The organism is Acidovorax facilis (assembly GCF_023913775.1).
Taxonomy (GTDB): domain Bacteria; phylum Pseudomonadota; class Gammaproteobacteria; order Burkholderiales; family Burkholderiaceae_C; genus Acidovorax; species Acidovorax facilis.
In genome coordinates this window covers 1-25,962 of record NZ_JAMXAX010000015.1, presented here as the reverse complement: position 1 = coordinate 25,962, position 25,962 = coordinate 1, and the positions used below count along the sequence as shown (strand labels likewise).

Genomic DNA, 25,962 nt, shown 5'->3' with positions numbered 1-25,962 from the left:
AAAGCACTGTCACGCGTGGCAACCACACTTCGGTTGTCTAGACGACTTAACCCCCTCAGGAGGCTGCCATGACTGCCGCACTGCACATCCACCAACTGAACAAGCACTTCGCCAACGGCAAACATGCCCTGCGCGACATCAACCTCACCGTGCAGCGCGGCGAGATGGTGGCGCTGATCGGTGCTTCGGGCTCGGGCAAGTCCACCTTGCTGCGCCATGTGGCGGGTCTGGTGGTGGCCGATGCGGCCAGCGATTCGCTGATCGAGGTCGATGGCCGCTGCGTGCAGCAGGGCGGACGCATCCACAGCGACATCCGCAAGGTGCGTTCGCAGGTGGGCTTTGTGTTTCAGCAGTTCAACCTGGTGGACCGCTTGCCGGTGTTGATGAACGTGCTGGTGGGCCTGCTGCACCGCACGCCCTGGTGGCGCGGCTGGCTGCGCATGTTCAAGCCGCAGGAGCGCGCACTGGCGCTGGAAGCGCTCCACCGCGTGGGCATTGCCGAATGCCATGCACAACGTGCTTCCACCCTGTCTGGCGGGCAGCAGCAGCGCGCGGCCATTGCCCGCACGCTGGTGCAGGGCGCCAAGGTGGTGCTGGCCGACGAGCCCATCGCCTCGCTCGACCCGGAGTCCTCGCGCAAGGTCATGGACATCCTGGCCCGCATCAACCGCGAGGACCGCTGCACCGTCATCGTGTCGCTGCACCAGGTGGATGTGGCCATCAAATACTGCCCCCGCGTGGTGGCCTTGCACCACGGCCAGGTGGTGTACGACGGCCCCTCGGCGGCCCTCACGCCCGCACTGCTGCGCAGCCTGTATGGCGTGCACGCCGACGAAATTCTGTCGGATGCAGCGGGTGCCCCACCAGCACCCGTGCATGCCCCAACACCCGTCCCGCAGTGGGCGCCCGCCATGGTCCAGGCCGCCTGAACGGCCTTTTGTTTCTTTTCAATTCCTTTCTCTGGAGTTTTCAACATGTTCAAGAAACTGTGTGCCGCCCTGACGATCGGGCTGGGTTTGACCACGGGCGCGTTGGCCCAGGACATCAACTTCGGCATGATCTCGACCGAGGCCTCGCAAAACCTCAAGGCCGACTGGCAGCCCCTGCTGGACGACATGGCCAAGCAGACCGGTCTGAAGATCAATGCCTTCTTTGCATCCGACTACGCAGGCCTCATCGAAGCCATGCGGTTCAACAAGATGCAGGTGGCCTGGCTGGGCAACAAGTCGGCCATGGAAGCCGTGGACCGCGCCAACGGCGAAGTCTTTGCGCAGATGGTGAACGCAGACGGCACGCAGGGCTACTACTCGCACCTCATCGTGCACAAAGACAGCCCCCTGGCCACGCTGGATGACGTGCTCAAGAACGGCAAGTCGCTGAGCTTTGGCAACGGCGACCCCAACTCCACCTCGGGCTTCCTGGTGCCCGGCTACTACGCCTTTGCACAGAACAAGATCGACGCGAAGACGCACTTCAAGATCACGCGCAGTGCCAACCACGAGACCAACGCGCTGGCCGTGGCCAACAAGCAGGTGGATGTGGCCACCAACAACAGCGAGAACCTGGAAAAGATCAAGGAGCGCCAGCCCGAGAAGTTCAAGGACATCAAGATCGTCTGGACCTCGCCCCTGATTCCGCTGGACCCGCTGGTGATGCGCAAGGACTTGCCCGAGGCCACCAAGACCAAGATCCGCGACTTCTTCTACAACTACGCCAAGACCGATGCGCGCGAGAAGGAGATCGTGATGAAGATCTCCAAGCTCTCGGGCTTCAAACCATCGACCAATGCCCAGCTCACCCCCATCCGCCAGCTAGACCTCTTCGGCAAGCGCAACAAGATCGAGGCCGACGCCACGCTGGCCGATGCCGATAAGAAGACCCGCCTGGCCGAGATCGACCAGCAGCTGGCGTCGTTGAAGTAATTCGTAGGTTTCTTGTTGCGGCCCGGGTGTCTCCATGTCCTCTGCTTTGAATCCCTCGCTGGCCACACTGGCCAGCACCTCGTCGCCCAAGCGCAGCCTGGCCTGGTACCTGTCGTGGGGCATCCTGCTGGTGTTGCTGGCGGCGTCCTGGAAGGGCGCCGACATGCGCCCGCTCGATCTGTGGAACGACTCGGGCAACATGGTCAGCTATGCGGCGGAGTTCTTTCCGCCCAATTTTGCGCAGTGGCAGATCTATGTGCAGGAGATGCTGGTCACGCTGCAGATCGCGCTGTGGGGCACGGCGCTGGCGGTGGTCACCGCCGTGCCGCTGGCACTGCTGGCCTCGTCCAACATCGTGCCCTGGTGGGTCTACCAGCCGGTGCGTCGCGTGCTGGACGCGTTCCGCGCCATCAACGAAATGGTGTTTGCCATGCTGTTTGTGGTGGCCGTGGGTCTGGGGCCTTTTGCGGGCGTGCTGGCGCTGTGGATCCACACCTCGGGCACCCTGGCCAAGCTGTTCTCCGAAGCCGTGGAGGCGATTGACCCGCAGCCCGTGGAAGGCATTCGCTCCACCGGTGCGAGCGCACTGCACGAAATCATCTATGGCGTGATTCCGCAGGTCATGCCGCTGTGGATCTCGTACACGCTGTACCGCTTCGAGGCCAACGTGCGTTCGGCCTCGGTGGTGGGCATGGTGGGCGCCGGGGGCATTGGGGTGGTGCTGTGGGAAATCATTCGGGGCTTCCAGTACGCCGAGACCTGCGCGGTCATGCTCATCATCGTGGTCACGGTGAGTGTCATCGACCTGGTGTCGGCCCGCATCCGCAAGGCCTTGGTCTGAGAGCGGCGAACAAAACTCTTCTGGCGTTGTTGTCGCGTCTTGTCGTACTACTCGTACTGCCTGCGACGCAGCGCCTAGCCAGAACCGCTTCGCTGAGTTCTGTTAGCCGCTCCAAGTTTTTAGGAAGATTCCATGGCATTGAGCCTTGAAGACATTGCCCACCTGCTCGCTACCCGGGGCGTGAACCAGTACGGCCGCGAGGCGGTCAGCCAGCTCGAGCACGCACTGCAGTGCGCGCAGTGGGCCGAAAAATCGGGTGAAACCCCGGCCACTGTCGTCGCTGCCCTGCTGCACGACCTGGGCCACCTGCTGGCGCCCGGGGGCGACACGGCCGAGCAGGACGACCTGCACCAGTACATGGCCATCCCGTTCTTGCGGGGCCTGCTGCCCGACGCGGTGCTGGAGCCCATCCGCCTGCATGTGGATGCCAAGCGCTACCTGTGCACCATGGAGCCGGGGTACTGGGAGACACTGTCGCCCGCATCGCAGCACAGCCTGGTGCTGCAGGGCGGGCCCTTCACGCCCAAAGAGGCGATGCAGTTTGCGGCCCAGCCCTTTGCGCAGGAGGCCATCCGCCTGCGCCGCTATGACGACCATGCCAAGGTGCCGGGGTTGGTCACGCCCCCGCTGGGCTACTACATGGCGCTGGTGCAGCGTCTGGTGCCAGTTCCGGCAGCTGTTGCCGCTGCGGCTGAACTCGCCCCGGTGGCAGCGTAAAAAGCCGCGCGGCCAAGCCGAGGCCGCCCCTGCGCGTCAACCTCCCTTGTCGCCATTCACCCAGCCCAGGTCCAGCGGGCGGTCCTCGAACTCAGTGTTCAGTACCACCGTGCTGGTGGTGCGGGCCACGCCCGCGATGGCCTTGATCTCGTAGATCACGTCTTCCAGCGCGCGGGCGTGCGTGGTGCGGACCTTGGCCAGAAAGTCGTATTCACCCGCCACGCTGTGCAGCTCTTCGACTTGGGGCATGGCGCGCAGGCGGGGTGCCACGTCGCGGCAGTGGATGCCGCCATCGTTGCGGATGGCCACGAATGCGGTGAAGTTCAGCCCCACGCGTTCCGGGTCCACGCTGATCGAAAACCGGCGAATCACGCCCTTGTCCAGCAGCTTCTTCACGCGCTCGTGCACTGCGGCGGTGGACAGTCCCACTTCGGCCCCCACATCGGCATAGGAACGTCGGCCATCGGCGCCTAGCGCCGAAATAATTCTGGCGTCCATGTCATCTGTCTGAATATTTGCTTGCATAGACGCTCGATTTTGGTAAAAATTCCGAAAACCTTGCGGTTTCCATAAATTATTCGGTCAGGTGAAGAATATGCCGGCAATTTTCAATGCGCAAGCCCGCGCACAGCGCAAAGGGGCGGTGGCCATGGCACTGCTGTTGGTCTACATCGTCTGGGGCACTACCTATTTCGCCATTGGTATTGCGCTGCAGAGCATGCCGCCGCTGCTGATGAATGCGATCCGCTTTCTGTGTGCAGGGGGGGTGATGCTGCTGATTGCGCTGTGGCAAGGCCATGCATTGCCCACGTGGGTGCAATGGCGCAATTCGGCGGTGGTGGGCGGCTGCATGGTGTTTCTGGCCATGAACCTGATGGGTTTTGCGCAAAAGCTGGGCATTGGCTCGGGCCTGATGGCCACGGTGGTCACCACCATGCCGATGTGGTTGGCGCTGTGGTCGCGCTGGGGCGGCGAGCGGGTGCCCTTCACCAGCTGGATCGGTCTGGCGCTGGGCGTGGTGGGCGCACTGCTGCTGGCGCTGGAGGGCGATTTCTCGGCCACCTGGCTCGGTGCGCTGCTGGCCTTTGGTGCACCGCTGTGCTGGAGCATGGGCTCGTATGCATCGCGCAAGCTGTCGCTACCTGCGCCCGCCATGGCATCGGCCGCGCAGTGGTTTGCGGGGGGCGCCATGGGGCTGCTCGTGGCGTTGTGGTTTGAGCCGTTGAGCGCCCTGGGCCAGGTCACTGCCAAGTCGTGGGCGGCGTGGGTCTATCTGCTGGTGTTTGGTACCTTGGTGGCGCTCAATGCGTACCTGTGGCTGCTGCAGAACACGTCGGCCGCGCTGGCGGGCAGCTATTCGTTTGTGAACCCTGCGGTGGCTTTGCTGGTGGGCGTGGCGCTGGGGGGCGAGCTGCTCACGGGCTGGGTGTTTGCCGCGCTGCCGTTGATTGGGGCGGCGCTGGCGTTCATTCTTTACGGTCAAGCGCTGCAGCGGTGGCTTGAAAAGCTCAGTCCGGGATTACAGCGGTTGCTTCAATCTCGATCTTCGCGCGCTCTTCCATGAGTCCCGCCACCTGCACACAGGCCATGGCCGGAAAGTTCTTGCCCAGCACCTCGCGGTAGACCGCACCCAGCTCCTTCAAGCGGCTGTTGTATTCGTTGCGGTCGGTCACATACCAGGTCAGCCGCACCAGGTGCTCGGGGCCTGCGCCGCCAGCCTCCAGCACCGCCCGCACGTTCAGCAGCGTCTGCCTCGTCTGGTCGATGAAGTCGTCGCTCTCAAACTGCTGCTGCGCATTCCAGCCGATCTGTCCTCCGGTAAAGACCATGGTGCCGCGTGCGGCCACGCCGTTGGCGTAGCCCTTGGGGGTGACCCAGCCTTCGGGCTGCAAAAGGGTGTTTTTCATCATGTTGTTTTTGTTGAAGAAGAAGGTGCCGGCACCGCGCCCTGGCGCAGCTTGAAGCGCTGCAGCTTGCCGGTTTCGGTGCGGGGCAGGGCCGTGACGAACTCCACCACGCGCGGGTATTTGAACGGGGCGATGGTGGCTTTCACATGGTCCTGCAGCGTCTTGACCATGGCGGCATCGCCCGTGTGGCCGGGCTTCAATACGCAGATGGCCTTCACCACCATGCCGCGTTCTTCATCCGGCACGCCGATCACGCCGCACTCGGCCACGGCCGGGTGGCGCAGCAGGGCGTCTTCCACCTCGGGGCCGCCCACGTTGTAGCCGGCGGTGATGATCATGTCGTCGTCGCGTGCCTGGTAGAAAAAGTAGCCGTCAGCGTCTTGCGTGAACGCATCGCCCGGGTAGTTCCAGCCATCCTTCACGTACTTGGCCTGGCGCGGGTCGTCGAGGTACTTGCAGCCCGTGGGGCCGATCACCGCGAGCTTGCCCACGGTGCCGCGCGGCAGCTCGTTGCCGTTGTCATCTACCACCTTCGCGGTGTAGCCGGGTACCACCTTGCCGATGGCGCCGCGCCGGCTTTCTCCACCGGGCGAGGAAATGAAGATGTGGAATATCTCGGTGGCGCCGATGCCGTCCGTCATGTCGAGGCCAGTCGCCTCCTTCCACAACTGGCGTGTGGCGTCGGGCAGGCCTTCGCCCGCGCTCACGCTGGTGCGCAGCTGGGGCAGGCCGATCTGCTTGGCGAACGGTGCCATCTGCCGATAGAAGGTGGGGGCGGTGTAGCAGATGGTCACGTCCGCGTCGCGCATCAGCCGCACCATGGTTTCGGGGGTGTAGGGCTGGTCCGGAAAGTACACGCTGGCCCCGGCCCACATCGGAAACACCAGCAAGCCGCCCAGGCCAAAGGTGAACGCCAGCGGAGGAGAACCCGCCACGATGTCGTCGGGCGTGGCCTTGAGTACATGGCGCGGCCAGGCCTCGCAGGCGGCCAGCACATCGCGGTGTGTGTGTACGGCGGCCTTTGGCGCGCCCGTGGTGCCTGAAGTGAAAGCCATCAGCGCGATATCGTCCGCCGACGTGGGGCAGGGGGCAGTGGTACCGGGCTTGCCCTGCGAGCGCTGCAGCAGGTCGGCAGCATCGGGCGCTGAGTGAAACGGCACGATGGTGGCCAGCACCGGGTGCTGTGTCTGGGCCGTTTGCAGCTCTGCCAGCAGGCGACCGTCGCACAGCGCCAGCGTGGGCTGAGCGCGGTCGATGATGCTGCCCAGTTCGCCCGCGCGCAGCAGCGGCATGGTCGCCACCGCAATCAGACCTGCATAAACGGTACCCAGCCAGGCCAGCGCCATCTCCACCGTGTTGCCGCCGCGCAGCAGTACGCGGTTGCCGGGCACGAGGCCGTGGTCCTGTGTCAGTACCTCGGCAATGCGCGCGGCCTCGGTGCGGGTGTCGCGGTAGGTATATGTTCGGTGCGGGCCGCGCAACAGAGGGCGGTCGATGTGGCCCGCACGTTCGGCCTGGTCGAACAGCGCCTGCACCAGGTTGGCTTGGTTGGCGATCTGCAGTTCGGGCAGGTCGTAGCGCAGTGTGGGCCAGGCCTCGGGTGCAGGCAGGCGGTCGTGCACGAAATGGTCGGGCTGGGCGGAAGGTTTGGAAGAGGCTTTCATGGCATCACTCCTGCAAAACGGCCTTACCGATGATGAGCTGCTGCACTTCGGTGGCGCCTTCGTAAATGCGCAGCGAGCGGATGTCGCGGTACAGCGATTCGACCTTGCTGCCCACTTCCACGCCGCGCCCGCCGTGCAGCTGCAGCGCCATGTCGATGACGCGCTGGGCGTTTTCAGTGGCGGTCATCTTGGCCATGGCCGCTTCAGCCGTGACGCGCGTGCCGCCGCGCTTCTCGCCTTCATCGCGCAGCCAGGCCGCGCGGTAGGTGAGCAGCGCGGCGCTGTCCACCAGCGCAGCCATCTCGCCGATCTTGGCTTGCGTGAGCTGGAAGTCGGCGAGCGTCTGGCCGAACATGCGGCGCTGGCGTGCGTGGTGCACGGCCTCGGCCAGCGCGCGGCGGGCCATGCCGAGGGCGGCAGCGGCCACCGACGCACGAAAAATGTCCAGCGTGCGCATGGCCAGCTTGAAGCCGCCGTTCTCCTCGCCCAGCAGCGCCGTGGCAGGCACGGCGCATTGGTCGAACTGCAGCGTGGCCAGCGGGTGTGGCGCCATCACGTGGATGTGGCGCGAGGTGTCGAGCCCCGGCGTGTTCGCATCCACGATGAACGCGCTGATGCCGCGCGTGCCCCCAGCCGGGTCGGTCTTTGCGAACACGCAGTAGAAGTCGGCAATGCCGCCATTGCTGATCCAGGTTTTGGTTCCGGTCAAGAAATATGAGCCTTTTAGGCCGTTACCGCCTGATGGGTAAGCGCTTTCAGCTATTGCTTTCATAGCGCCAACATCCGAGCCCGCCTCAGGTTCGGAGAGCGCAAACGCAGCGATCAGCTCGCCGCGCGCCACCCCCTGCAGATAGTGCGCCTGCTGCGCGGGGCTGCCGGCCAGCGTGATCGCGCCGCTGCCCAGCCCCTGCATGGCAAACGCAAAGTCGGCCAGCGGCGAGTGGTAAGCCAGCGTCTCACGCAGCAGCACCAGCGCGCGCGAGTCGAGTGCCGGCAGCGCGCCGCCGTGCGAGGCGGGCACGCAGTAGCGCAGCCAGCCGCCCGCGCCCAGGCGCTGCACCCAGTCGCGGCAAGCAGCACGGTCGTCGGTTTCATCCACTTCTTGCGCGGCCGCCCAGGGCACCAGGCCTGCGGCCAGCGCGCGGTGGGCATCGTCGAAAAACGGCAGGGCCAGGTGCGCCGTCGAAGGTGGGCAAGGGGCGGGTGGCGTGGCTACGTGCATGTTGTTAGTCCCCTTGGAAAACGGGCTTCTGCTTGGCGGCGAACGCTTCGTAGGCGCGGCGGAAGTCTTCGGTCTGCATGCAGATGGCCTGGGCCTGCGCTTCGGCTTCGATGGCCTGCTCGATGGTCATGCTCCACTCCTGGCTCAGCATGGTCTTGGTCATGCCGTGGGCGAAGGTGGGACCATCGGCCAGCGCGCGCGCCGTGGCCTGGACGTTGGCCAGCAGGTCAGCGCTCTCATACAAATCGTTGAAGAAGCCCCAGGCCAGGCCTTCGTGCGCCGTCATCGCGCGGCCGGTGAACAGCAGTTCGCTGGCGCGGCCCTGGCCGATCATGCGCGGCAGCAGCGCGCAGGCGCCCATGTCGGCGCCGGCCAGGCCCACGCGGGTGAACAAGAACGCGGTCTTGGTGGCCTCGGTGCCGTAGCGCATGTCGCAGGCCAGCGCCATCATGGCGCCCGCACCGGCACAGATGCCGTCGATGGCGCCCAGCACGGGCTGCGGGCAGGCGCGCATGGCTTTCACCAGGTCGCCTGTCATGCGCGTGAACTCCAGCAGTTCGGGCATGGTCATGGTGGTCAGCGGGCCGATGATCTCGTGCACGTCGCCGCCCGAGCAGAAGTTGCCGCCCGCACCCGTGACCACGATGGCTTTCACATCGGTGGCGAAGCGCAGCGCGTAGAAGAAGTCGCGCAGCTCCGCATAGCTCTGGAAGGTGAGCGGGTTCTTGCGGTCGGGCCGGTTGAGCGTGACAGTGCCCACACCATCGGTAAAGCTCCAGGCAAAGTGCTCGGCCACATAGCTGGCCTGCGGGTTGAACTGCTCGCGCATGGGGTTGCTCGCCCCGATGTAATGCTTCATTCGGCTGTCTCCAAAGAATTGTTTTGTGTGTGTTCCTTCACCTTGCCCAGCAGGCGGTACAAGGTGGCGATGTCGCGCTCGCCCAGCGAGGCGAAGGCTTCGACGATCCATTGCTCGTGCTGGCGCGCCATGGTGTTGAACTGCTCGCGGCCCTGCGGCGTGAGGCGCACCAGGTACGCGCGGCGGTCGCCTTCCACGTCCAGGCGCTCCACCAGGCCTTCGACTACGAGCTGGTCGGTGATGCCGGTGATGTTGCCGCTCGTCACCATCATGCGGCGCGAGAGTTCCTTCATCTTCATGCCGTCCGGCGCCCGCTCCAGCTGCGCCATCAGGTCAAAGCGTGGCAAGGTGGTGTCGAACTGCGCGCGCAGGTGGCTGCGCACCTGTTTTTCGATGAGCTGCGTGCAAGTGAGCAGGCGCAGCCACAGGCGCAGGGCCTCGGGGTGTTCACTGGGAGCGGCGCCGTGCAGGCGGGCTTCGAGGTCCATGGCTAGCCTTCTTCCTCGGATGCTCTGTTTTTAGTAGCTGCTTGCGCTTGATTGACCTGCGCAAGGAGCTGTTTTTGCTTGGAAATTTCGCGCAGCATCTGGTCGCGGCCGCTGTGATACTGCACCGGCCAGTCGGTGTGCGCTGCGGCCACGGGGCTCAGTTGCGCAGCGGCATGCAGCGTCCAGGCCGGGTCGGCCAGGTGGGGGCGGGCGATGGCGCACAGGTCAGCACGGCCGGCGGCGATGATGCTGTTGGCGTGGTCGGCCTCGGTGATCGCGCCCACGGCCATGGTGGCAATTCCCACCTCGTTGCGGATGCGGTCGGCAAACGGCGTCTGGTACATGCGGCCATACACCGGACGCGAGTCGCGTGTGGTCTGGCCGGAGGACACGTCGATCAGGTCTGCGCCTGCCGCCTTGAACAAGCGCGCAATGGCGATGGCGTCGTCGGCAGTATTTCCGTCGGGGAGCCAGTCGTGGGCCGAGATACGCACGGAGAGCGGCTTGTCGGCCGGCCACACGGCGCGCAGCGCGGTCAGCACCTCCAGCGGGTAGCGGCAGCGGTTCTCCAGGCTGCCGCCGTATGCATCGGTACGCTGGTTGGTGGCGGGGCTCAGGAAGCTGGCGAGCAGGTAGCCGTGTGCGCAGTGCAGCTCCAGCCAGTCAAAGCCGCAGGCCACGGCGCGGCGGGCGCTGTCCACAAACGCGGCGGTCACGCGGTCCATGTCGGCGCGGGTCATGGCGGCAGGCGTCTGGTTCTGCGCGCCGTAGGCGAGGGGGCTCGCGGCCAGCAGGGGCCAGTTGCCCGCGTCCAGCGGTTCATCCGTGCCTTCCCAGCCGACGCGGGTCGAGCCCTTGGGGCCGCTGTGGCCCAGCTGCAGGCCGATCTTGGCTGTGCTGCTGCCGTGCACAAAGTTCACGATGCGCGCAAAGGCGGCTTGCTGTGCGTCGTTCCACAGGCCGGGGCAGGCGGGGGTGATGCGGCCCTCGGGCGTGGGGCTGGTCATCTCCACCATCACCAGCGCGGCGCCGCCCAGGGCCCTAGCGCCCAGGTGCACCAAGTGGAAGTCCTGCGGCACGCCCTCGACCGCGCTGTAGGTGGCCATGGGCGAGACGACGATGCGGTTCTTGAGTGTGAGGCCTTTGAGCGTGAAGGGCGTGAGCATGGGCGGAATCGCGGCCTTGCCACCCGCGAGCCAGGCCTCATAGCCCTCCAGCCACGCGGCATCGCGCAGCCGCAGGTTCTCGTGGCTGATGCGCTGGCTGCGCGTGAGCAGTGAGTACGTGAACTGCTCCACGGGCATGCCGGCGTAGCGCGCCACGTTCTCAAACCACTCGGTGCTGTTGCGCGCGGCGTTCTGGATCTTCAGCACCTCCACGCTGCGGCGCGCTTCATAGTGCTGCAGCACCTCGTCAATCGGCAAGCCCGTAGCGAATTCGTTGGCCAGGTCAATGGCGTCTTCGAGCGCGAGCTTGGTGCCGCTGCCAATCGAGAAATGTGCGGTGTGCGCCGCGTCACCCATCAGCACGATGGGCACCTGCTTCCCGCCGATGGTCTCGCGGTGCACCCAGGTGTTGCAGATCACGCGCGGGAAGCGGATCCAGTTGGCCGAGCCGCGCAGGTGCGTGGCGTTGCTGATGAGCGCGTTGCCGTCCAGGTATTTGGCAAACAGCTTTTCGCAGAATGCAATGGCCTCGGGCTGCTCCATCTGGTCGAGACCGTGCGCCTTCCACACCGCTTCGGGTGTCTCGATGATGAAGGTGGAGGTATCGGCATCGAACTGGTAGGCATGCGCCTGGAACCAGCCATGCTCCGTTTGCTCGAAAGCAAACGTAAAAGCGTCGAGTTTTTTGTGAGTGCCCAGCCAGACGAAACGGCATTCGCGCAGGTCGATGTCGGGCTGGTAGGTGGTGGCGTAGCGCGTGCGGATGCGGCTGTTGAGGCCGTCGCTGGCGATCACCAGGTCGGCGTTGTACTCGGCGGCCAGCGCCTGGTCGTCGGCCACATCGGTCTCGAACACCAACTCCACGCCCACCGCCAGGCACCGGTCCTGCAGGATGTTGAGCAGCCGCTTGCGGCCGATGCCACAGAAGCCGTGGCCCGTGGAGCGCACGCTGCGGCCCTTGAAAAACACCTCGATGTCGTCCCAGTGGTTGAACGCATCGCCGATGAGCGCGGCCGTGGGCGCGTCGGCCGCCTGCAGGTTGGCCAGCGTCTGGTCCGACAGCACCACCCCCCATCCGAAGGTGTCGAACGGCCGGTTGCGTTCGACCACCGTGACGCGGTGCGTGGGGTTTTGCTGCTTCATGAGCAGGGCGAAGTAGAGACCGGCGGGCCCACCGCCAATGCAAAGGATGTTCATGCCAAAATAGTTTAGGCTTAAACAAAATGCTGTCAATGGGGCCTTCCCGGCGAAACCCCTGATGCCATCGCGGGGTGTTGACGCAGTGCAGCAAATTTCTCAAGATGCGCCGCATGAAGCACTTGCTGCACACCTTGGAGGGGCGGCTCGCGGCCTTGCCGGTGCCGATGGCCGTCCAGTTGCCTGCGGGCCAGCAACTGGGCGCGCCCGAGCCTGCTGTAACGCTGCGCTTTCGTGACCGCATGGCGCTGGTGGCGCTGGCCACGGGCGAGATCGGCAATGTGGGGGCTGCCATCGTCGAGGGGCGCGTGGCGCTGGAAGGCGGCATGCGCGACCTGATGGCCGCCGCTGCGGGCCTGTTGACCCGCGACCCGGCCCGCGACCAGCACCACGGCTGGTGGCAGCGGGTGCTGGCACGCGCGCGGTCGATGGCGGTGCACACGCTGGCGCATGACGCGCGCCATGTGCAGTTCCATTACGACCTGTCGGACGACTTCTACGCGCTGTGGCTGGACCCGCGCCGCGTGTATTCGTGTGCGTACTACCGGTCCCCAGACCTGACGCTGGCCCAGGCGCAGGAGGCCAAGCTCGACCACATTTGCCGCAAGCTGCAGCTGCAACCGGGGGACCGGTTTCTGGACATTGGCGCGGGCTGGGGTGGCCTGCTGCTGTGGGCGGCCGAGCACTACGGCGTGGATGCCACAGGCATCACGCTGTCGCGCAACCAGCACGCCCATGTACAGCGGCGCATTGAAGAGCGTGGGCTGCAGGGGCGCGTGCGCATGCAACTGGTGGATTACCGCGAGCTGCAGGTGGCGCAGCCCTTCGACAAGATCGCCTCGGTGGGCATGTTCGAGCATGTGGGCCGCGCGCAGATGCAGCGCTACTTTGAGACGGTGGCGGGCCTGCTGCGGCCCGGAGGGCTGGTGCTGAACCACGGCATCACAGCGGGGGGCGCAGACAACGCGCAACTGGGCGCGGGCATGGGTGACTTTATCGAGCAGTACATCTTCCCGGGCGGCGAGCTGTTGCATGTGAGCACGGTGCTGCACGACATGGCCCGCGCAGGCCTGGAGATGGTGGACACCGAGAACCTGCGCCCACACTACGCGCGTACGCTGTGGGCGTGGTCCGACGGGCTCGAAGCCCAATTGCCTGCGGCCCGTGAGGTGCTGGCCGCACAGGGTGGGGCGCAGCAGGGTGATAAGGTCTTGCGTGCATACCGCCTGTATCTTGCGGGCAGTGCCCTGGGGTTTGAGCGCGGCTGGATGGCACTGCACCAGATGCTGGCCATCAAGCCGGACGGCGATGTGGCCACCGGGGCCATGCCCGGCGCACAATCAGGCTATCCGTTCATTCGCGATTACATCTACCGCAGCTGAGTCTGCTTCTTCCACGAAAACGCTTCTCCATGCTCTACAAATTCAAATCCCGCGCCGCAGCCGATCTGATCATGCTGGAGCCGCAGGGCCGCCAGGTGGTGACCATCATGGGCAAGACACCCGGTGCCAGCGGCATCGTGACGGCCGCCCAGATCCCTGCCGCCATCGCTGCGCTGGAGTCCGCCGTGGCGTCCGAAGAGGCTCAGCAGGCGTCCGCAGACGCGGTTGGAGAGGACGAGGCCAGTGCGGAAGACCGCGCTGAGGCCGTGCGCCTGCGGCAGCGGGTGGCACCGCTGATCGACATGCTCAAGCGCAGTGCGGCGGCGGATGTGGACGTGGTCTGGGGCGTGTAGCGCCTCGTCTTTTGAGCCAGTGGGCGGCGGGCAGCTTCGTTCGCGGCGCATCTTCACGGCAGCCCCCTGCAGGTTTCTTCTTTCTCGTGCAACCCTCCAATGACCCGCGACCTTTCTCCGCTGGCCGTCGTCCAGGCGCAGCTGGACGCCTACAACGCCAAGAACATCGACGCCCTGCTCGCGACCTACGCCGAAGACGCGCAGCAGTTTGTCCTCCACGGAGAACGGCTTGCGCAAGGGCATGCCGAGATGCGCCCGCGCTTTCTGGCGCGCTTTGCCGAGCCCGACCTGCATGCACGGCTGCTGTCGCGCACGGTGGTGGCGAATGTGGTGGTGGACTGCGAATTGATCACGCGCAATTTTCCCGAGGGCCTGGGGACGCTGGAGATGCTGTGCGTGTATGAAGTCTTGAACGGGCGCATCGAGCGCGCCTCGTTTGCCACGGGTGAAAAGCGCCTGCAGCCCGCGCAGGCAGCCATCACGGGCTGACCCGCAGGCCCGTCACCACGGCAAGAGGTCAGTCCACCTTCGCCCCCGACGCCTTCACCACCTGAGCCCACTTCTTGTGTTCGTTGTCGATGTGTTTGGCAAACTCGGCGGGTGTATTGCCACCCGGAATAGCGCCTTGCGCCACCAGCCGTTCTTTCATCGCCGGGGTGGCCAGTGACTTGGCCACTTCCTGCTGGATGCGGTTCACGATGTCCTGGGGCGTGCCCGCCGGGGCAAGCAGGCCGAACCAGGAGCTGGCCTCGTAGCCCTTGAGGGTCGGGCCTCCGGCCTGCTCCACTGTGGGAACGTCGGGCAGGGCGCTGGAGCGCTCTGAACTGGTCACGGCCAGGGCCGTGAGCTTGCCCGCTTTGATCTGCGCCATCGACGAAGGCAGGTTGTCAAACATCACGTCGGCGTTGCCCGCCACCATGTCCATGAGCGCGGGGCCGGAACCCCGATAGGGCAAGTGCAGCATGAAGGTGCCAGTCATGCTCTTGAACAGCTCGCCTGCCAGATGGATCGATGTGCCGTTGCCGCTGGAGGCCATGTTCATCTTGCCGGGGCTGGCCTTGGCGACGCGGATGAAATCCTGCACGTTGGCGATGCCCTGGGCCTTGGCCTTGTCGGCATTCATCACCATCACATTGGGCACCGCAGCCACCAGCGTGACGGGGACAAAGTCCTTGATGGGGTCGTAGGGCAGCTTGGCGTATAGCGCGCGGTTGATGCCGTGCGTGCCCACGGTGCCCATCAGCAGCGTGTAGCCGTCCCCCGGTGACTTGGCGACGATGTCGGCGCCCACATTCCCGCCAGCACCGGCGCGGTTGTCCACAATGAACTGCTGACCAAACGCGCGCGAGAGTTCGGGTGCCATGGCGCGCGCCAGGATGTCGGTGGTGCCACCGGGGGCAAAGGGCACCACGATGCGCACGGGCTTGGTGGGCCAGGTGCTGGCTTGTTGTTGGCCGTGCGCAAGAGGCAGCAGGGCAGCGCAACCCAGGGCGACGCAGGCCAGTGCCGCAACGGTGCGGCGGCGTGGATGGGGGCGTGTTGTCATGGCGGGGGCGTCCTTTCGCAGGTGTTTCGTATGCATGCAAAGCTTTTTACGCGGCGCGGCGCGATCCGTGCAGATGGATTACCCCAAGGTGGTGGTGCCGAGTTCGATGGCAGGCACAAAAAAGCCGCCTCGGCCAAGGCCGAGGCGGCTTTTCCATCAATGGCTGGAAGGGATAAACTGATCAGTCTGCGTAGGTGCCTGCAGCCTTGATCACAGCGCCCCACTTGTCGATTTCGGCCTGTACAAACTTCTTGTGCTCGGCGGGTTCCATGCGCTTGTCGGTGACGACCACCGCGCCCAGGCCTTCTTGTTTCTTGATGAACTCGGGGTCCTTCAGTGCAAGCTTGAGGGCTTCGTTGATCTTGGTCACGACGGGAGCTGGCGTGCCCTTGGGCGCGTACAGGCCGTGCCAGATGCTGACGTTGAAGTCCTTCAGGCCCGACTCCGCCAGGGTGGGCAGGTCCTTCAGAGCCGGGGTGGTCAGGCGCTTGGGCGTGGTCACGGCGTAGGCCTTGACCTTCTTGCCTTCGATCTGTGGCGTGGTGTTGGTGGTCTGGTCGCACAGCAGGTCGATCTGGCCGCCAATCAGGTCGGTGATGGCGGGGGCCGTGCCCTTGTACGGCACGGGGGTCATGTCCACCTGCATGGCGCTCTGGAACATCAGGCCACACAGGTGCGACGCAGCGCCCAGGCCGGCATTGCCCAGGTTGATCTTGCCCTTGTTCTGCTGGATCCAGGCGGTGAGCTCCTTGAAGTTGTTCGCGGGCATGGTGGGCCGAGCGATCAGCGTCATGGGCACATCGTTGACCATGCCCAGGTATTCAAAGTCGTTGGGCACGCTGAACGACAGCTTGCGGTACAGCGCGGGCATGGTGGACATGCCAATGTGGTTGAGCAGCAGCGTGTAGCCGTCCGGTGCAGCGCGGGCTACGCGGGCTGCACCGATGGAGCTGCCGGCGCCGGCCGTGTTGTCCACCACCACAGTAGCACCCAGGGGCTTGCGCAGTGCTTCGGCCAGGTCGCGCGCCACGCGGTCGGTAGGGCCGCCCGCAGCAAAGGGAACCACGATGGTGACGGTCTTGTCCTTGGCGGGATAGTCTTGGGCGCTGGCGCCAAAAGCGGTGGCTGCGGCCGCAGCGATCAATGCAAGTTTCAGCGTTGTTTTCATGGGTCTCTCCTGTGAATGACGGGCCATGATAGCGAGGGGGGTTTGCGGGAACATTGCGGATATTACGTAGCACACAGGGGGCATGGTCTTTAACAAAAAGACGCCTGTAGCGCTTTTCTATAAAGCGCTGAATGCTACAAAATAAGGAGCAATGCTAGGGTAAACACTGCGGCATGCCTCCGCCCAAAGCGGGCACTTTTTGCGCTGACGCAAACCTTTGGGCGGAGCGGGAAGGGCTCACGTTTGCGCATTGACAGCACGCCCATGCCGCTCATCACCGAGACAGGCACGACCCGATGCCAGCGTCACCGTGGAGCGGGCTTTGCCAGGCCGCGGGCGGCATTTCCTTTGGGGATAGAGGAGCGGCAGCTCCGAGCCTGCCTGCGCAGGCTTGGAGTGCATCGAAGAGGAGCTGCCGCCCCAGGCAGCTGCGGCTAGGCGCCGCAGGGCGCCATGGCGGAGGCTACTTATAGCTCCGCGCGTCTTCAATCACCTTGCCATCGTTGGGCAGCGTGCCAGGGGCCACCATCTGCACGTCGCCCCGCAGCTTGGTCACTTCGCGGATAGCGTCCGAGAGCTGGTGTGCCAGGCCCTCGGCGGTCTCCACGGTTTCCACCTGCAGCACCATCTGGTCGTTGGCCATCTCGCCGCTGACCACCAGGCGTGCGCGCAGCACCTGCGGAAAACGCTGTGCAATCGTGGCCACCTGGCCGGGGTGCACGAACATGCCGCGGACCTTGGTGGTCTGGTCGGCCCGGCCCATCCAGCCCTTGATGCGGGTGTTGGTGCGGCCCGTGGGGCACTGCCCTGGCAGCACGGCCGACAGATCGCCCGTGCCAAAGCGGATCAGCGGGTAGTCGGGGTTGAGCGTGGTCACCACCAGCTCGCCCACCTCGCCCTCGGGCACCGGGTCGCCGGTGCCGGGGCGCACGATCTCGACGATCACGCCTTCATCGAGCACCAGGCCTTCGCGGGCCGAGGTTTCGTAGGCAATCAGCCCCAGGTCGGCCGTGGCGTAGCACTGGTAGCCCGCGATGCCGCGCTCGGCAAACCACTCGCGCAGTGAGGGCGGAAAGGCCTCGCCCGACACCAGCGCCTTGGTCACCGTGGGCAGCGTTACACCTATCTCGGCGGCTTTTTCGACAATGATCTTGAGAAAGCTGGGCGTGCCGATGTAGCCCGCAGGTTGCAGTTCGGCCATGGCTTGCACCTGCTGCTCGGTCTGGCCCGTGCCACCGGGGAACACGGTGCAGCCCAGCGCGTGGGCGCCGGTTTCCATCATCGAACCCGCAGGCACAAAGTGGTAGCTGAAACTGTTGTGGATCAGCTCGCCACTGCGAAAGCCCGCGGAGTGGATGGCGCGCGCCATGCGCCAGTAGTCGCGCCGCGTGCCTTCGGGTTCGTAGATGGTGCCGGGGCTGGCAAACACACGTGGCATGGCCGCGCCAAAACCCAGCGCGCTGAAGCCGCCAAACACGTTGGTGGCGCGGCCTGCCTGCTGGCGCTCCAGCAACTCGTACTTGCGCGTGACGGGCAGCTTTGCCAGGGCTGCGCGGCCGGTGATGGTGGTTGCATCCACGCCCGCCAGGATGCCGGCAAATGCGGGCGATGCCTTCTGGGCATGGGCGATCTGCTGCGGCAGCGCAGCCATCAGCGCCGCTTCGCGCTCTGCGGGGCTGCGCGTTTCCAGGGCGTCATAAAACGTGCTCATGCCTGGGGTTCCTTGTGAGGTGGTTTGAAGTGAAATTGGCCTCTGGCGCTCATCCATAAAGCGCAAGCAGCTATGAAATTGAGAGTGAATTTGTCCGAGGTCCGAAAATGAGCACTGCGCTGGCCGCCCGCGCTGCCCCACCAGCGCACCCGTGGAACTGGCTTTGCCAGGCCACCGGGTGCGTCCCCCTGAGGGGGATGGCGCGTCAGCGCCTCAGGGGGCTCCCTAAGCAAGCCAGCGCTTGCGCCGCTTGTAGCTTTTGACATCCTTGAAACTCTTGCGCTCGCCGCCGCCCACGCCCAGGTAGAACTCCTTGACGTCCTCGTTGTTGGCCAGGTCGCTCGCTGCGCCGTCCATCACCACGCGGCCGCTTTCCATGATGTAGCCGTAGTCGGAATACTTGAGCGCCATGTTGGTGTTCTGCTCGGCCAGCAGGAAGGTGACCTTTTCTTTGGTGTTCAGGTCCTTCACGATGTTGAACACCTCCTCCACGATCTGCGGCGCCAGGCCCATCGAGGGCTCGTCCAGCAGCACCATGCTGGGGTTGGCCATGAGCGCGCGGCCGATGGCGCACATCTGCTGCTCGCCACCCGAGGTGTAGGCGGCCTGCGAGGTGCGGCGCGTCTTGAGGCGCGGAAAGTAGTTGTAGACCTTCTCCAGGTTGGCTGCGATCTCGGCCTTGCTGGTACGGGTGTAGCTGCCCGTCATCAGGTTCTCTTCAATCGTCAGGTGGGCAAAACAGTGGCGCCCCTCCATCACCTGCACCACGCCACGCTGCACCAGGTCCGCGGGCGAGAGGTTTTCGATGCGCTCGCCGCGCAGCTCGATGGAACCCTTGGTGACCTCGCCCCGCTCGCCCTGCAGCAGGTTGGAGATGGCGCGCAGCGTGGTCGTCTTGCCCGCCCCGTTCCCCCCCAGGATGGCCACGATGGAGCCCTGCGGCACCTGCAGTGACACGCCCTTGAGCACCAGGATCACGTGGTTGTAGATGACCTCGATGCCGTTGACGTTGAGAACGATATTGCTGTTGGAGTCCATGGTGTTGCCTTCCTGTACCAATCCAAAGAGCTGTTGCACAACCCTTTGGATTGGCGGCTGCCAAAGAGGCAACCGCTTTTCACTGGCCCTTGAAACGGTCGCTGCCCAGGCCAGGGCCACCGCGCAAGTGCCGCCCCGCCGCGCTGGTGGCGTCCCCCTTCCCGCAGCGCGAAGCGCTAAGAGAGAAGGGGGAAGCGGCAAAGCCGCTCAGGGGGATGTGCTTAGCTCTGGCAGTCCGCAGCGTCGCGGCGCGTCATCTTCTTGTCGGCCAGGTACTTGTCCGCACCGGCCTTGACCATGGGCTTCAAGATCTGCTCATCGGCCTGGTACCAGTCGGACGAGAAGTTCCACTTGCTGCCATCCCAGGTGTGGACGCGCGCCCAGGTGGATCCCATGTGGTCAGCGCAGCTGGTGGACAGCGGACGCATCACGCCGCCAAAGCCCAGCGCATCGAGCTTCTTCTGGTCCAGGGCCAGGTTTTCCATGCCCCAGCGCACTTGTTCGCCGGTCATGACCTTGCCCTTGCCAAAACGCTCCTGTGCGCGGCGCACCGATTCGACGGCCAGCATCTGGATGATCACGCCGCGCGTGTACAGCACCGAGCCCACTTCGTCCTTGGGACCCGTGCCCTGGCCCTTGTCGTGCACGTTCTTCAGGATGTCCTGGATCACCTTGGGCTGCTGGCCCGAGGTGTTCAGTGCCAGCGCGTTGTAGCCCTTGGCGCCTTCGCCCACGTCACGCACATCGGGCTCGGCACCCGCCCACCACACGCCATACATCTTGTCGCGGGGGTAGCCCGTGGCCTGGGCTTCCTTGAGGGCGGTGGAGTTCATCACGCCCCAGCCCCACAGCAGCACGTAGTCAGGGCGGCTCTGGCGCACTTGCAGCCAGGTGGCCTTCTGCTCCACGCCAGGGGCCGTCACGGGCAGCATCTGCAGCTCAAAGCCGTGCATCTTGGCGCGCTCCTGCAGCAGCGGGATGGGCTCCTTGCCGAACGGGCTGTCGTGGTACACCAGCGCAATCTTCTTGCCCTTGAGCTTGTCCAGACCGCCGTTGGCCTTGCCAATGTGCTGGATCAGGATGTCGGCGCCGGTCCAGTAGCTGCCCATGAACGGGAAGTTCCACTTGAACGCCTGGCCGTCCTGCGCCACCGACAGGCCGTAGCCCAGCGTCATCAGCGGAATCTTGTCCACAGGGGCTTTTTCGGTCAGTGCAAACGTGATGCCGGTGGCCTGGGGGTCAAACAGCGACACGCCGGGGCGGCTCTTGAGGCGTTCGTAGCATTCGACGCCACGGTCGGTGGCATAGCCGGTTTCGCACTCTTCAAAGGTCAGCTTCACACCGTTGATGCCGCCGTCGCGGGCGTTGATCATCTTGATGTAGTCCTGCTTGCCGTTGGCCCATGGCACACCGTTGGGTGCGTAGGGGCCTGTGCGGTAAGACAGCAGCGGGAAGAACTGCTCCTTGGCTTGTGCGAGGGCGCTCGTCGCAACGGACGAGGCACCGGCAGCAACCACCGCAGCGGCGATCACGAGTTTCGAAAGCTTCATGGATGTCTCCTTTGGATGAATGTGTTGAAGCACGGGGAAAACTGGCAGGGGATCAATGGGGGAAGGGCCAGAGGCGGAGTTTTTGTTTGGCGGTGGACCACAGCTTGGCCAGACCATGGGGCTCCACGATGAGGAACCACACGATCAGAGCGCCGAAGATCATCAGCTCGGCATGCGAGACACCGGCGGTGGACACCTCGATGCCAAAGATCCCCATGAAGGCCGGCAGGAACTGGTTGAGCACGATGGGCAGCACCACGATGAAGGCCGCACCAAAGAAGCCACCCATGATCGAGCCGAGACCGCCGATGATCACCATGAACAGCAGGCGGAACGAAATTTCCACCGAGAAGGCCGCAGGCTCCCACGCGCCCAGGTGCACAAAGGCCCACAGCGCGCCGGCCATGCCCACGATGAACGAGCTGACCGCAAACGCGCTGAGCTTGGCGTACATGGGGCGGATGCCGATCACGGCCGCAGCCACGTCCATGTCACGGATGGCCATCCACTCACGCCCGATGGCGCCGCGCACCAGGTTCTTGGCCAGCAGGGCCACCACCACCAGGATGGCCAGGCAGAAGATGTACTTGCTGGTGGCGCTTTCGATCGGCATGCCCAGCACCTGCAGGTTGGTGACCGACACCGAGCCCGAGTCGGAGTTGTTGGTGAACCACTTGATGCGCAGGAACATCCAGTCGCTGAAGAACTGCGCGGCCAGCGTCGCCACGGCCAGGTACAGCCCCTTGACGCGCAGGCTGGGCAGCCCGAACAGGATGCCGAAGAACGTGGCGCACAGCCCGCCCAGGATCAGTGCCGGGATCAGCGGCATGCCGGGGAAACGCACGAAGAAGTTGTAGGCCCCGTAGGCGCCCACGGCCATGAAGGCGCCCGAGCCCAGCGAGATCTGGCCGCAGTAGCCCACCAGGATGTTCACCCCCAGGGCCGCCAGCGCCATGATGACGAAGGGGATCAGGATGGCACGGAAGATGTAGTCGCTGGCCAGCATGGGCACGGCGATGAAGGCGATGGCCAGGATGATGCCGATGGCAATGCGGTCCTGCGCGATCGGGAAGATCTGCTGGTCAGCGCGGTAGCTCGTCTTGAACTGGCCGTTTTCGCGGTAGAGCATGGGGTGTCTCCTGTTGTTCTTGTGATGGGTTACACGCGGTCAATGATCTTCTCTCCGAACAAACCTTGCGGTCTGAACAGAAGAAACACCAGCGCCAGCACATACGCAAACCAGATCTCGATGCCCCCGCCCACGAAGGGGCCCAGGTACACCTCGGAGAGCTTTTCGCCCACACCGATGATCAGGCCGCCGATGATGGCGCCGGGCACCGAAGTCAGGCCGCCCAGGATCACCACCGGCAGCGCACGCAGGGCCACCGTGGTGAGCGAGAACTGCACCCCGAGCTTGCTGCCCCAGATCATCCCGGCCACCAGGGCCACCACACCTGCCACGCACCACACGATCACCCAGATGCGGTTCAAAGGGATGCCGATGGATTGGGCCGCCTGGTGGTCGTCGGCCACGGCGCGCAGTGCGCGGCCGGTAGAGGTTTTCTGAAAGAACACCGACAGCAGGGCCACCAGCGCAGCGGCAATGGCGGCAGCAATCACGTCTTCCTTGTTGATCAGGATGCCGCCCTGGAACACCGTGTCAAACGCAAAAATGGGCTCCTTGGGCATGCCCACGTCGATTTTGTAGATGTCGCTACCAAACAGCGTCTGGCCCAGGCCTTCAAGAAAGTACGTGATGCCCAATGTGGCCATCAGCAGCGTGGCACCTTCCTGGTTGACCAGGTGGCGCAGCACCAGCTTTTCAATCAGCCAGGCCACCACGAACATGATGGCGCCCGCAATCACGAAGGCGGCCAGGTTGGCCACGATGGGGTTGTCGATGCCGGTCCACTTGGGGATCCATTCGGCAAAGCGGGCCATGGCCAGCGCTGCAAACAGCACCATCGCGCCCTGCGCGAAGTTGAACACGCCTGAAGCCTTGTAGATCAGCACAAAGCCCAGCGCCACCAGCGAATACAGCATGCCGGCCATGAGGCCGCCGATGAGGGTTTCCAAAAAGAATGCCATGAGTTGTTCTCCCGATCAGTGGCTTGTGCCCAGATAGGCACTGATCACGTCTTCGTTGTTGCGCACTTCGTCGGGGCTGCCGTCGCCGATCTTCTTGCCGTAGTCGAGCACCACCACGCGGTCGCTGATGTCCATCACCACGCCCATGTCGTGCTCGATGAGCACGATGGTGGTGCCGAACTCGTCGTTCACATCGAGGATGAAGCGGCACATGTCCTGCTTTTCTTCCACGTTCATGCCGGCCATGGGCTCGTCGAGCAGCAGCACCTGCGGCTCCATGGCCAGGGCGCGGCCCAGGTCCACGCGCTTTTGCAGGCCATAGGGCAGCTGGCCCACGGGCGTCTTGCGAAACGCCTGGATTTCCAGGAAGTCGATGATGTGCTCGACGTACTCGCGGTGGCGGATCTCCTCGCGCTCGGCCGGGCCGATACGCAGCGCCTGCATCAGCAGGTTGCTTTTGATCTTGAGGTTGCGGCCGGTCATGATGTTGTCGATCACGCTCATGCCCTTGAACAGCGCCAGGTTCTGGAATGTGCGCGCCACGCCCATCTCGGCCACCTGGCGCGAGTTCATGTGCGAGAACGTCTTGCCCCGGAAGGTGATCGAGCCGTCCTGCGGCGTGTACACGCCGTTGATGCAGTTGAGCATGGAGCTTTTGCCCGCGCCGTTGGGGCCGATGATGGCGCGGATCTCGTGCTCTTTCACGTTGAACGAGATGTCGGTCAGCGCCTTCACGCCGCCAAACCGCAGGCTGATGTTCTTGACGTCCAGGATGACGTCGCCGATCTTCTTTTTGGTCATGGTGGGGTGTTGCTGCTCGGGCGGGTAGAGAGCGGGTTTCATGCTGCAGCCTTGACGGGCGCGAAGGTCTTTGTGTCCGACAGCTTCAGGGTGGCGCTTACGCTGCCTGTGCGGCCGTCCTCGAACTTGACCTGGGTCTCGATGTACTGCTCGGTGCGGCCTGCGTACAGCGCATCCACCAGCACCGCGTACTTTTCGGCAATGAATCCCCGGCGGACCTTGTTGGTGCGCGTGAGTTCGCCGTCGTCCGCGTCCAGCTCCTTGTGCAGCACCAGGAAGCGGCTGACCTGGCTGCCCGCCAGCATGGTGTCGGTGGCGAGGTCGGCGTTGACCTTTTCGATGCACTCGCGGATCAGCTCGTACACCTCGGGCTTTTGTGCCAGGTCGGTGTAGCCCGCGTAGGGCAGGTTGCGGCGTTCTGCCCAGTTGCCCACGGCGTCGAAATCGATGTTGACCATCACACACACCTTCTCGCGGCCGTCGCCCAGCGCGACCACTTCCTTGATGTGCGGGAAGAACTTGAGCTTGTTCTCCACATACTTGGGCGCAAACATGGCGCCATCGTTGGCGCCGCCCTTGATGCGGCCCACGTCCTTCACGCGGTCAATGATCTTGAGGTGGCCGTGTGCGTCGAGGAATCCTGCATCGCTGGTGTGGTACCAGCCATCGGCGGTGAGCACCTCGGCCGTGGCCTTGGGGTTCTTGTAGTACTCCTTGAGCAGGCCGGCGGACTTGACGAGGATCTCGCCGTTGTCGGCCACCTTGATCTCCACACCGCGAATCGGCACGCCCACCGTGTCGGCGCGCGCCTGGTTGTCGGGCTGCAGGCACACGAACACGGCGGTCTCAGTGGAGCCATACAGCTGCTTCAAGTTGATGCCGATGGAGCGGTAGAACGTGAACAGATCCGGGCCAATGGCCTCGCCTGCCGTGTACGCCACGCGCACGCGGCTAAAGCCCAGGTTGTTGCGCAGCGGGCCGTACACCAGCAGGTTGCCCAGCGCGTACTTGATGCGGTCCAGGGTGCCCACGGGTTCGCCGTCCATGAGGGCGGGGCCCACCCGCTTGGCCACGCTCATGCAGGCGTGGAACATGGCGCGCTTGATGGTGCCTGCGTCTTCCATGCGGATCATCACGCTGGTCAGCAGGCCTTCAAAAATGCGCGGCGGCGCAAAGTAGTAGGTGGGGCCGACTTCCTTCAGGTCGATGGTCACCGTGCTGGCCGACTCGGGGCAGTTGACCACGTAGCCGCAGGCCAGCCACTGGGCGTAGCTGAAGATGTTCTGGCCGATCCAGGCCGGGGGCAGGTAGGCCAGCACTTCTTCGCTGCTGGTGAGCTTGTCGAACTCGGCACCTGCGCTGGCGCGGTCCAGCAGGGTGCTGTGGGTGTGTACCACGCCCTTGGGGTTGCCCGTGGTGCCCGAGGTGAAGAACATCGCCGCCACATCGTCGGGCTGGGCCTTGGCGACCTCGCTCTGGAACCACTGGGGGTTCTTGGCGACGTGCGCCTTGCCTGCTTCGATCAGCGAGTCCAGCGACGCCAGGCCCTGTTCCTCGTAGTTGCGCAGGCCGCGCGGGTCGTCAAAGTAGATGTTCGAAATCTGGGGGCATTGCTCGCGGATCTCCAGCAGCTTGTCCACCTGCTCCTGGTCTTCCACCAGGCAAAAGCGCACTTCGGCGTTGTTGAGCGGGAACACGCATTCGGCCCCCACGGCGTCCTGGTACAGCGGAACAGGAATCGCGCCCAGTGACTGCGCGGCCAGCATGGTGGCGTAGAGGCGGGGGCGGTTGGCGCCGATCACCACCATGTGTTCATGGCGCTGCAGCCCGGCCAGGTGCAGGCCGGCGGCCACCTGCTCCACCAGCCGCACCAGGTCAGCCCAGCTGTGGGTTTGCCAGATGCCATATTCTTTTTCGCGCAGGGCCGGGGCCGTGGGGCGCTCGGCGGCATGCTTGAGCAGCAATTGCGGGAACGTGGTCAACATTGCAGGTTCCTGAAAGTAAGAGGTGTCCGTCCGGTGACTGCCGGGAGCGCGGCCTTGTGGCTGCGTATCTGTGTATGGGATGGATGCTAGGACTGACTTTGACGCCATCTTGTCTTGCCGACGACAATTTACGGGAAACTACTCCTCGGGTAAAACCCTGACGCACTGCGAATGGCCGATTGGCGAGGGTGGCGGACGGGGTATCGCGGAACGCTTCACAGGGGGGCGGTATCCTCACGGGCTATGTACGCCCCGTTCTTCGGCCTTCAGCACCCGCCGTTCTCCATCGCCCCCGACCCCCGCTACCTGTTCATGAGCGAGCGGCACCGCGAGGCGCTGGCCCACCTGCTCTATGGA

At 64.6% G+C, this 25,962-nt stretch carries 24 protein-coding genes and 1 pseudogene; 9 read left to right on the top strand and 16 right to left on the bottom strand.

Annotated elements, in window-relative coordinates; genetic code table 11:
- The first annotated feature begins 68 nt into the window (after positions 1-68).
- From phnC to NFX52_RS07310, 4 genes are all read left to right on the top strand, one after another.
- On the top strand, positions 69-929 hold the full coding sequence (phnC, locus tag NFX52_RS07325) for a phosphonate ABC transporter ATP-binding protein (RefSeq protein ID WP_055399980.1): 861 nt from the start codon (positions 69-71) through the stop codon (positions 927-929).
- Positions 930-974: 45 nt separating this feature from the next.
- The gene (gene phnD / locus NFX52_RS07320; RefSeq protein ID WP_055399982.1) at positions 975-1,922 is read left to right on the top strand and encodes a phosphonate ABC transporter substrate-binding protein; all 948 of its coding nucleotides are present in this window, start codon (positions 975-977) and stop codon (positions 1,920-1,922) included.
- Positions 1,923-1,956: 34 nt separating this feature from the next.
- Positions 1,957-2,763, top strand: coding sequence for a phosphonate ABC transporter, permease protein PhnE (gene phnE, locus NFX52_RS07315; protein ID WP_055399984.1), 807 nt, complete (start codon positions 1,957-1,959; stop codon positions 2,761-2,763).
- A gap of 132 nt (positions 2,764-2,895) precedes the next feature.
- Positions 2,896-3,480 (top strand): phosphonate degradation HD-domain oxygenase, encoded by a 585-nt coding sequence (locus tag NFX52_RS07310; RefSeq protein ID WP_055399986.1) that lies wholly within the window; start codon positions 2,896-2,898, stop codon positions 3,478-3,480.
- A gap of 36 nt (positions 3,481-3,516) precedes the next feature.
- Here the strand turns inward: NFX52_RS07310 and NFX52_RS07305 are convergent, their stop codons facing one another.
- The gene (locus NFX52_RS07305) at positions 3,517-3,978 is read right to left on the bottom strand and encodes an Lrp/AsnC family transcriptional regulator (protein ID WP_055399988.1); all 462 of its coding nucleotides are present in this window, start codon (positions 3,976-3,978) and stop codon (positions 3,517-3,519) included.
- A 97-nt stretch (positions 3,979-4,075) separates the two neighbouring features.
- Between NFX52_RS07305 and NFX52_RS07300 the strand changes: the two genes are divergently transcribed.
- Positions 4,076-5,044: an EamA family transporter gene (locus NFX52_RS07300; RefSeq protein ID WP_055399990.1), complete on the top strand. Its 969-nt coding sequence runs from the start codon at positions 4,076-4,078 to the stop codon at positions 5,042-5,044.
- On the opposite strand, the gene NFX52_RS07295 is transcribed toward NFX52_RS07300, so the two are convergent.
- Genes NFX52_RS07295 through NFX52_RS07270 form a run of 6 tightly spaced genes read right to left on the bottom strand, consistent with a single transcriptional unit; the run spans position 4,989 to position 11,983 of the window.
- Entirely contained in the window at positions 4,989-5,387 is a 399-nt protein-coding gene (locus NFX52_RS07295) for a RidA family protein (protein WP_055400021.1), read from the bottom strand. The two genes, NFX52_RS07300 and NFX52_RS07295, sit on opposite strands and share 56 nt — an antisense overlap.
- Entirely contained in the window at positions 5,387-7,051 is a 1,665-nt protein-coding gene (locus NFX52_RS07290; protein ID WP_055399992.1) for an AMP-binding protein, read from the bottom strand. Before NFX52_RS07290 ends, NFX52_RS07295 begins: the two co-directional genes overlap by 1 nt.
- Before the next feature lie 4 nt (positions 7,052-7,055).
- On the bottom strand, positions 7,056-8,273 hold the full coding sequence (locus NFX52_RS07285) for an acyl-CoA dehydrogenase family protein (protein WP_055399994.1): 1,218 nt from the start codon (positions 8,271-8,273) through the stop codon (positions 7,056-7,058).
- Positions 8,274-8,277: 4 nt separating this feature from the next.
- Positions 8,278-9,132, bottom strand: a complete 855-nt coding sequence (locus tag NFX52_RS07280; RefSeq protein WP_055399996.1) for an enoyl-CoA hydratase family protein — start codon at positions 9,130-9,132, stop codon at positions 8,278-8,280.
- Entirely contained in the window at positions 9,129-9,620 is a 492-nt protein-coding gene (locus tag NFX52_RS07275; RefSeq protein ID WP_055399997.1) for a MarR family winged helix-turn-helix transcriptional regulator, read from the bottom strand. Before NFX52_RS07275 ends, NFX52_RS07280 begins: the two co-directional genes overlap by 4 nt.
- A 2-nt stretch (positions 9,621-9,622) precedes the next feature.
- Complete coding sequence (locus tag NFX52_RS07270) at positions 9,623-11,983, bottom strand: bifunctional salicylyl-CoA 5-hydroxylase/oxidoreductase (protein WP_055399999.1); 2,361 nt, start codon at positions 11,981-11,983, stop codon at positions 9,623-9,625.
- A 113-nt stretch (positions 11,984-12,096) separates the two neighbouring features.
- Here NFX52_RS07270 and NFX52_RS07265 point away from each other — a divergent pair, with 113 nt between their 5' ends.
- From NFX52_RS07265 to NFX52_RS07255, 3 genes are all read left to right on the top strand, one after another.
- Positions 12,097-13,365, top strand: a complete 1,269-nt coding sequence (locus NFX52_RS07265; RefSeq protein WP_055400023.1) for a class I SAM-dependent methyltransferase — start codon at positions 12,097-12,099, stop codon at positions 13,363-13,365.
- A 29-nt stretch (positions 13,366-13,394) separates the two neighbouring features.
- On the top strand, positions 13,395-13,718 hold the full coding sequence (locus NFX52_RS07260) for a DUF1840 domain-containing protein (RefSeq protein ID WP_055400001.1): 324 nt from the start codon (positions 13,395-13,397) through the stop codon (positions 13,716-13,718).
- Between the two features lie 99 nt (positions 13,719-13,817).
- A complete protein-coding gene (locus NFX52_RS07255) occupies positions 13,818-14,207 on the top strand; it encodes a nuclear transport factor 2 family protein (protein ID WP_055400003.1) in 390 nt (129 codons plus the stop codon).
- Between the two features lie 28 nt (positions 14,208-14,235).
- Here NFX52_RS07255 and NFX52_RS07250 read toward each other — a convergent pair whose 3' ends face one another.
- The 9 genes from NFX52_RS07250 to NFX52_RS07210 all read right to left on the bottom strand — a co-directional run bounded on the left by NFX52_RS07250 (position 14,236) and on the right by NFX52_RS07210 (position 25,605).
- A complete protein-coding gene (locus NFX52_RS07250; RefSeq protein ID WP_055400005.1) occupies positions 14,236-15,264 on the bottom strand; it encodes a Bug family tripartite tricarboxylate transporter substrate binding protein in 1,029 nt (342 codons plus the stop codon).
- A 181-nt stretch (positions 15,265-15,445) separates the two neighbouring features.
- Complete coding sequence (locus NFX52_RS07245) at positions 15,446-16,432, bottom strand: tripartite tricarboxylate transporter substrate-binding protein (RefSeq protein ID WP_055400007.1); 987 nt, start codon at positions 16,430-16,432, stop codon at positions 15,446-15,448.
- A gap of 463 nt (positions 16,433-16,895) precedes the next feature.
- Positions 16,896-18,143 (bottom strand): phenylacetate--CoA ligase family protein, encoded by a 1,248-nt coding sequence (locus NFX52_RS07240; RefSeq protein ID WP_055400009.1) that lies wholly within the window; start codon positions 18,141-18,143, stop codon positions 16,896-16,898.
- A gap of 225 nt (positions 18,144-18,368) precedes the next feature.
- Positions 18,369-19,181: an ABC transporter ATP-binding protein gene (locus NFX52_RS07235; RefSeq protein WP_055400025.1), complete on the bottom strand. Its 813-nt coding sequence runs from the start codon at positions 19,179-19,181 to the stop codon at positions 18,369-18,371.
- 221 nt (positions 19,182-19,402) lie between these two features.
- Complete coding sequence (locus NFX52_RS07230) at positions 19,403-20,731, bottom strand: ABC transporter substrate-binding protein (protein ID WP_055400011.1); 1,329 nt, start codon at positions 20,729-20,731, stop codon at positions 19,403-19,405.
- Positions 20,732-20,783: 52 nt separating this feature from the next.
- Positions 20,784-21,860 (bottom strand): branched-chain amino acid ABC transporter permease, encoded by a 1,077-nt coding sequence (locus tag NFX52_RS07225; protein ID WP_055400013.1) that lies wholly within the window; start codon positions 21,858-21,860, stop codon positions 20,784-20,786.
- Positions 21,861-21,889: 29 nt separating this feature from the next.
- The gene (locus NFX52_RS07220; RefSeq protein ID WP_055400015.1) at positions 21,890-22,819 is read right to left on the bottom strand and encodes a branched-chain amino acid ABC transporter permease; all 930 of its coding nucleotides are present in this window, start codon (positions 22,817-22,819) and stop codon (positions 21,890-21,892) included.
- Between the two features lie 15 nt (positions 22,820-22,834).
- Complete coding sequence (locus NFX52_RS07215) at positions 22,835-23,620, bottom strand: ABC transporter ATP-binding protein (protein WP_055400027.1); 786 nt, start codon at positions 23,618-23,620, stop codon at positions 22,835-22,837.
- 38 nt (positions 23,621-23,658) lie between these two features.
- The gene (locus NFX52_RS07210) at positions 23,659-25,605 is read right to left on the bottom strand and encodes an AMP-dependent synthetase/ligase (RefSeq protein ID WP_121507718.1); all 1,947 of its coding nucleotides are present in this window, start codon (positions 25,603-25,605) and stop codon (positions 23,659-23,661) included.
- Between the two features lie 243 nt (positions 25,606-25,848).
- Here NFX52_RS07210 and NFX52_RS07205 point away from each other — a divergent pair.
- A pseudogene (locus NFX52_RS07205) lies at positions 25,849-25,962 on the top strand (ExeA family protein); the annotation flags it as partial.

Bases quoted from the DNA above. Each gene is read 5' to 3' on its own strand.
- phnC (WP_055399980.1), top strand. From the start codon at position 69: ATGACTGCCGCACTGCACATCCACCAACTGAACAAGCACTTCGCCAAC.
- phnD (WP_055399982.1), top strand. From the start codon at position 975: ATGTTCAAGAAACTGTGTGCCGCCCTGACGATCGGGCTGGGTTTGACC.
- phnE (WP_055399984.1), top strand. From the start codon at position 1,957: ATGTCCTCTGCTTTGAATCCCTCGCTGGCCACACTGGCCAGCACCTCG.
- NFX52_RS07310 (WP_055399986.1), top strand. From the start codon at position 2,896: ATGGCATTGAGCCTTGAAGACATTGCCCACCTGCTCGCTACCCGGGGC.
- NFX52_RS07305 (WP_055399988.1), bottom strand. From the start codon at position 3,978: ATGGACGCCAGAATTATTTCGGCGCTAGGCGCCGATGGCCGACGTTCC.
- NFX52_RS07300 (WP_055399990.1), top strand. From the start codon at position 4,076: ATGCCGGCAATTTTCAATGCGCAAGCCCGCGCACAGCGCAAAGGGGCG.
- NFX52_RS07295 (WP_055400021.1), bottom strand. From the start codon at position 5,387: ATGAAAAACACCCTTTTGCAGCCCGAAGGCTGGGTCACCCCCAAGGGC.
- NFX52_RS07290 (WP_055399992.1), bottom strand. From the start codon at position 7,051: ATGAAAGCCTCTTCCAAACCTTCCGCCCAGCCCGACCATTTCGTGCAC.
- NFX52_RS07285 (WP_055399994.1), bottom strand. From the start codon at position 8,273: ATGCACGTAGCCACGCCACCCGCCCCTTGCCCACCTTCGACGGCGCAC.
- NFX52_RS07280 (WP_055399996.1), bottom strand. From the start codon at position 9,132: ATGAAGCATTACATCGGGGCGAGCAACCCCATGCGCGAGCAGTTCAAC.
- NFX52_RS07275 (WP_055399997.1), bottom strand. From the start codon at position 9,620: ATGGACCTCGAAGCCCGCCTGCACGGCGCCGCTCCCAGTGAACACCCC.
- NFX52_RS07270 (WP_055399999.1), bottom strand. From the start codon at position 11,983: ATGAACATCCTTTGCATTGGCGGTGGGCCCGCCGGTCTCTACTTCGCC.
- NFX52_RS07265 (WP_055400023.1), top strand. From the start codon at position 12,097: ATGAAGCACTTGCTGCACACCTTGGAGGGGCGGCTCGCGGCCTTGCCG.
- NFX52_RS07260 (WP_055400001.1), top strand. From the start codon at position 13,395: ATGCTCTACAAATTCAAATCCCGCGCCGCAGCCGATCTGATCATGCTG.
- NFX52_RS07255 (WP_055400003.1), top strand. From the start codon at position 13,818: ATGACCCGCGACCTTTCTCCGCTGGCCGTCGTCCAGGCGCAGCTGGAC.
- NFX52_RS07250 (WP_055400005.1), bottom strand. From the start codon at position 15,264: ATGACAACACGCCCCCATCCACGCCGCCGCACCGTTGCGGCACTGGCC.
- NFX52_RS07245 (WP_055400007.1), bottom strand. From the start codon at position 16,432: ATGAAAACAACGCTGAAACTTGCATTGATCGCTGCGGCCGCAGCCACC.
- NFX52_RS07240 (WP_055400009.1), bottom strand. From the start codon at position 18,143: ATGAGCACGTTTTATGACGCCCTGGAAACGCGCAGCCCCGCAGAGCGC.
- NFX52_RS07235 (WP_055400025.1), bottom strand. From the start codon at position 19,181: ATGGACTCCAACAGCAATATCGTTCTCAACGTCAACGGCATCGAGGTC.
- NFX52_RS07230 (WP_055400011.1), bottom strand. From the start codon at position 20,731: ATGAAGCTTTCGAAACTCGTGATCGCCGCTGCGGTGGTTGCTGCCGGT.
- NFX52_RS07225 (WP_055400013.1), bottom strand. From the start codon at position 21,860: ATGCTCTACCGCGAAAACGGCCAGTTCAAGACGAGCTACCGCGCTGAC.
- NFX52_RS07220 (WP_055400015.1), bottom strand. From the start codon at position 22,819: ATGGCATTCTTTTTGGAAACCCTCATCGGCGGCCTCATGGCCGGCATG.
- NFX52_RS07215 (WP_055400027.1), bottom strand. From the start codon at position 23,620: ATGACCAAAAAGAAGATCGGCGACGTCATCCTGGACGTCAAGAACATC.
- NFX52_RS07210 (WP_121507718.1), bottom strand. From the start codon at position 25,605: ATGTTGACCACGTTCCCGCAATTGCTGCTCAAGCATGCCGCCGAGCGC.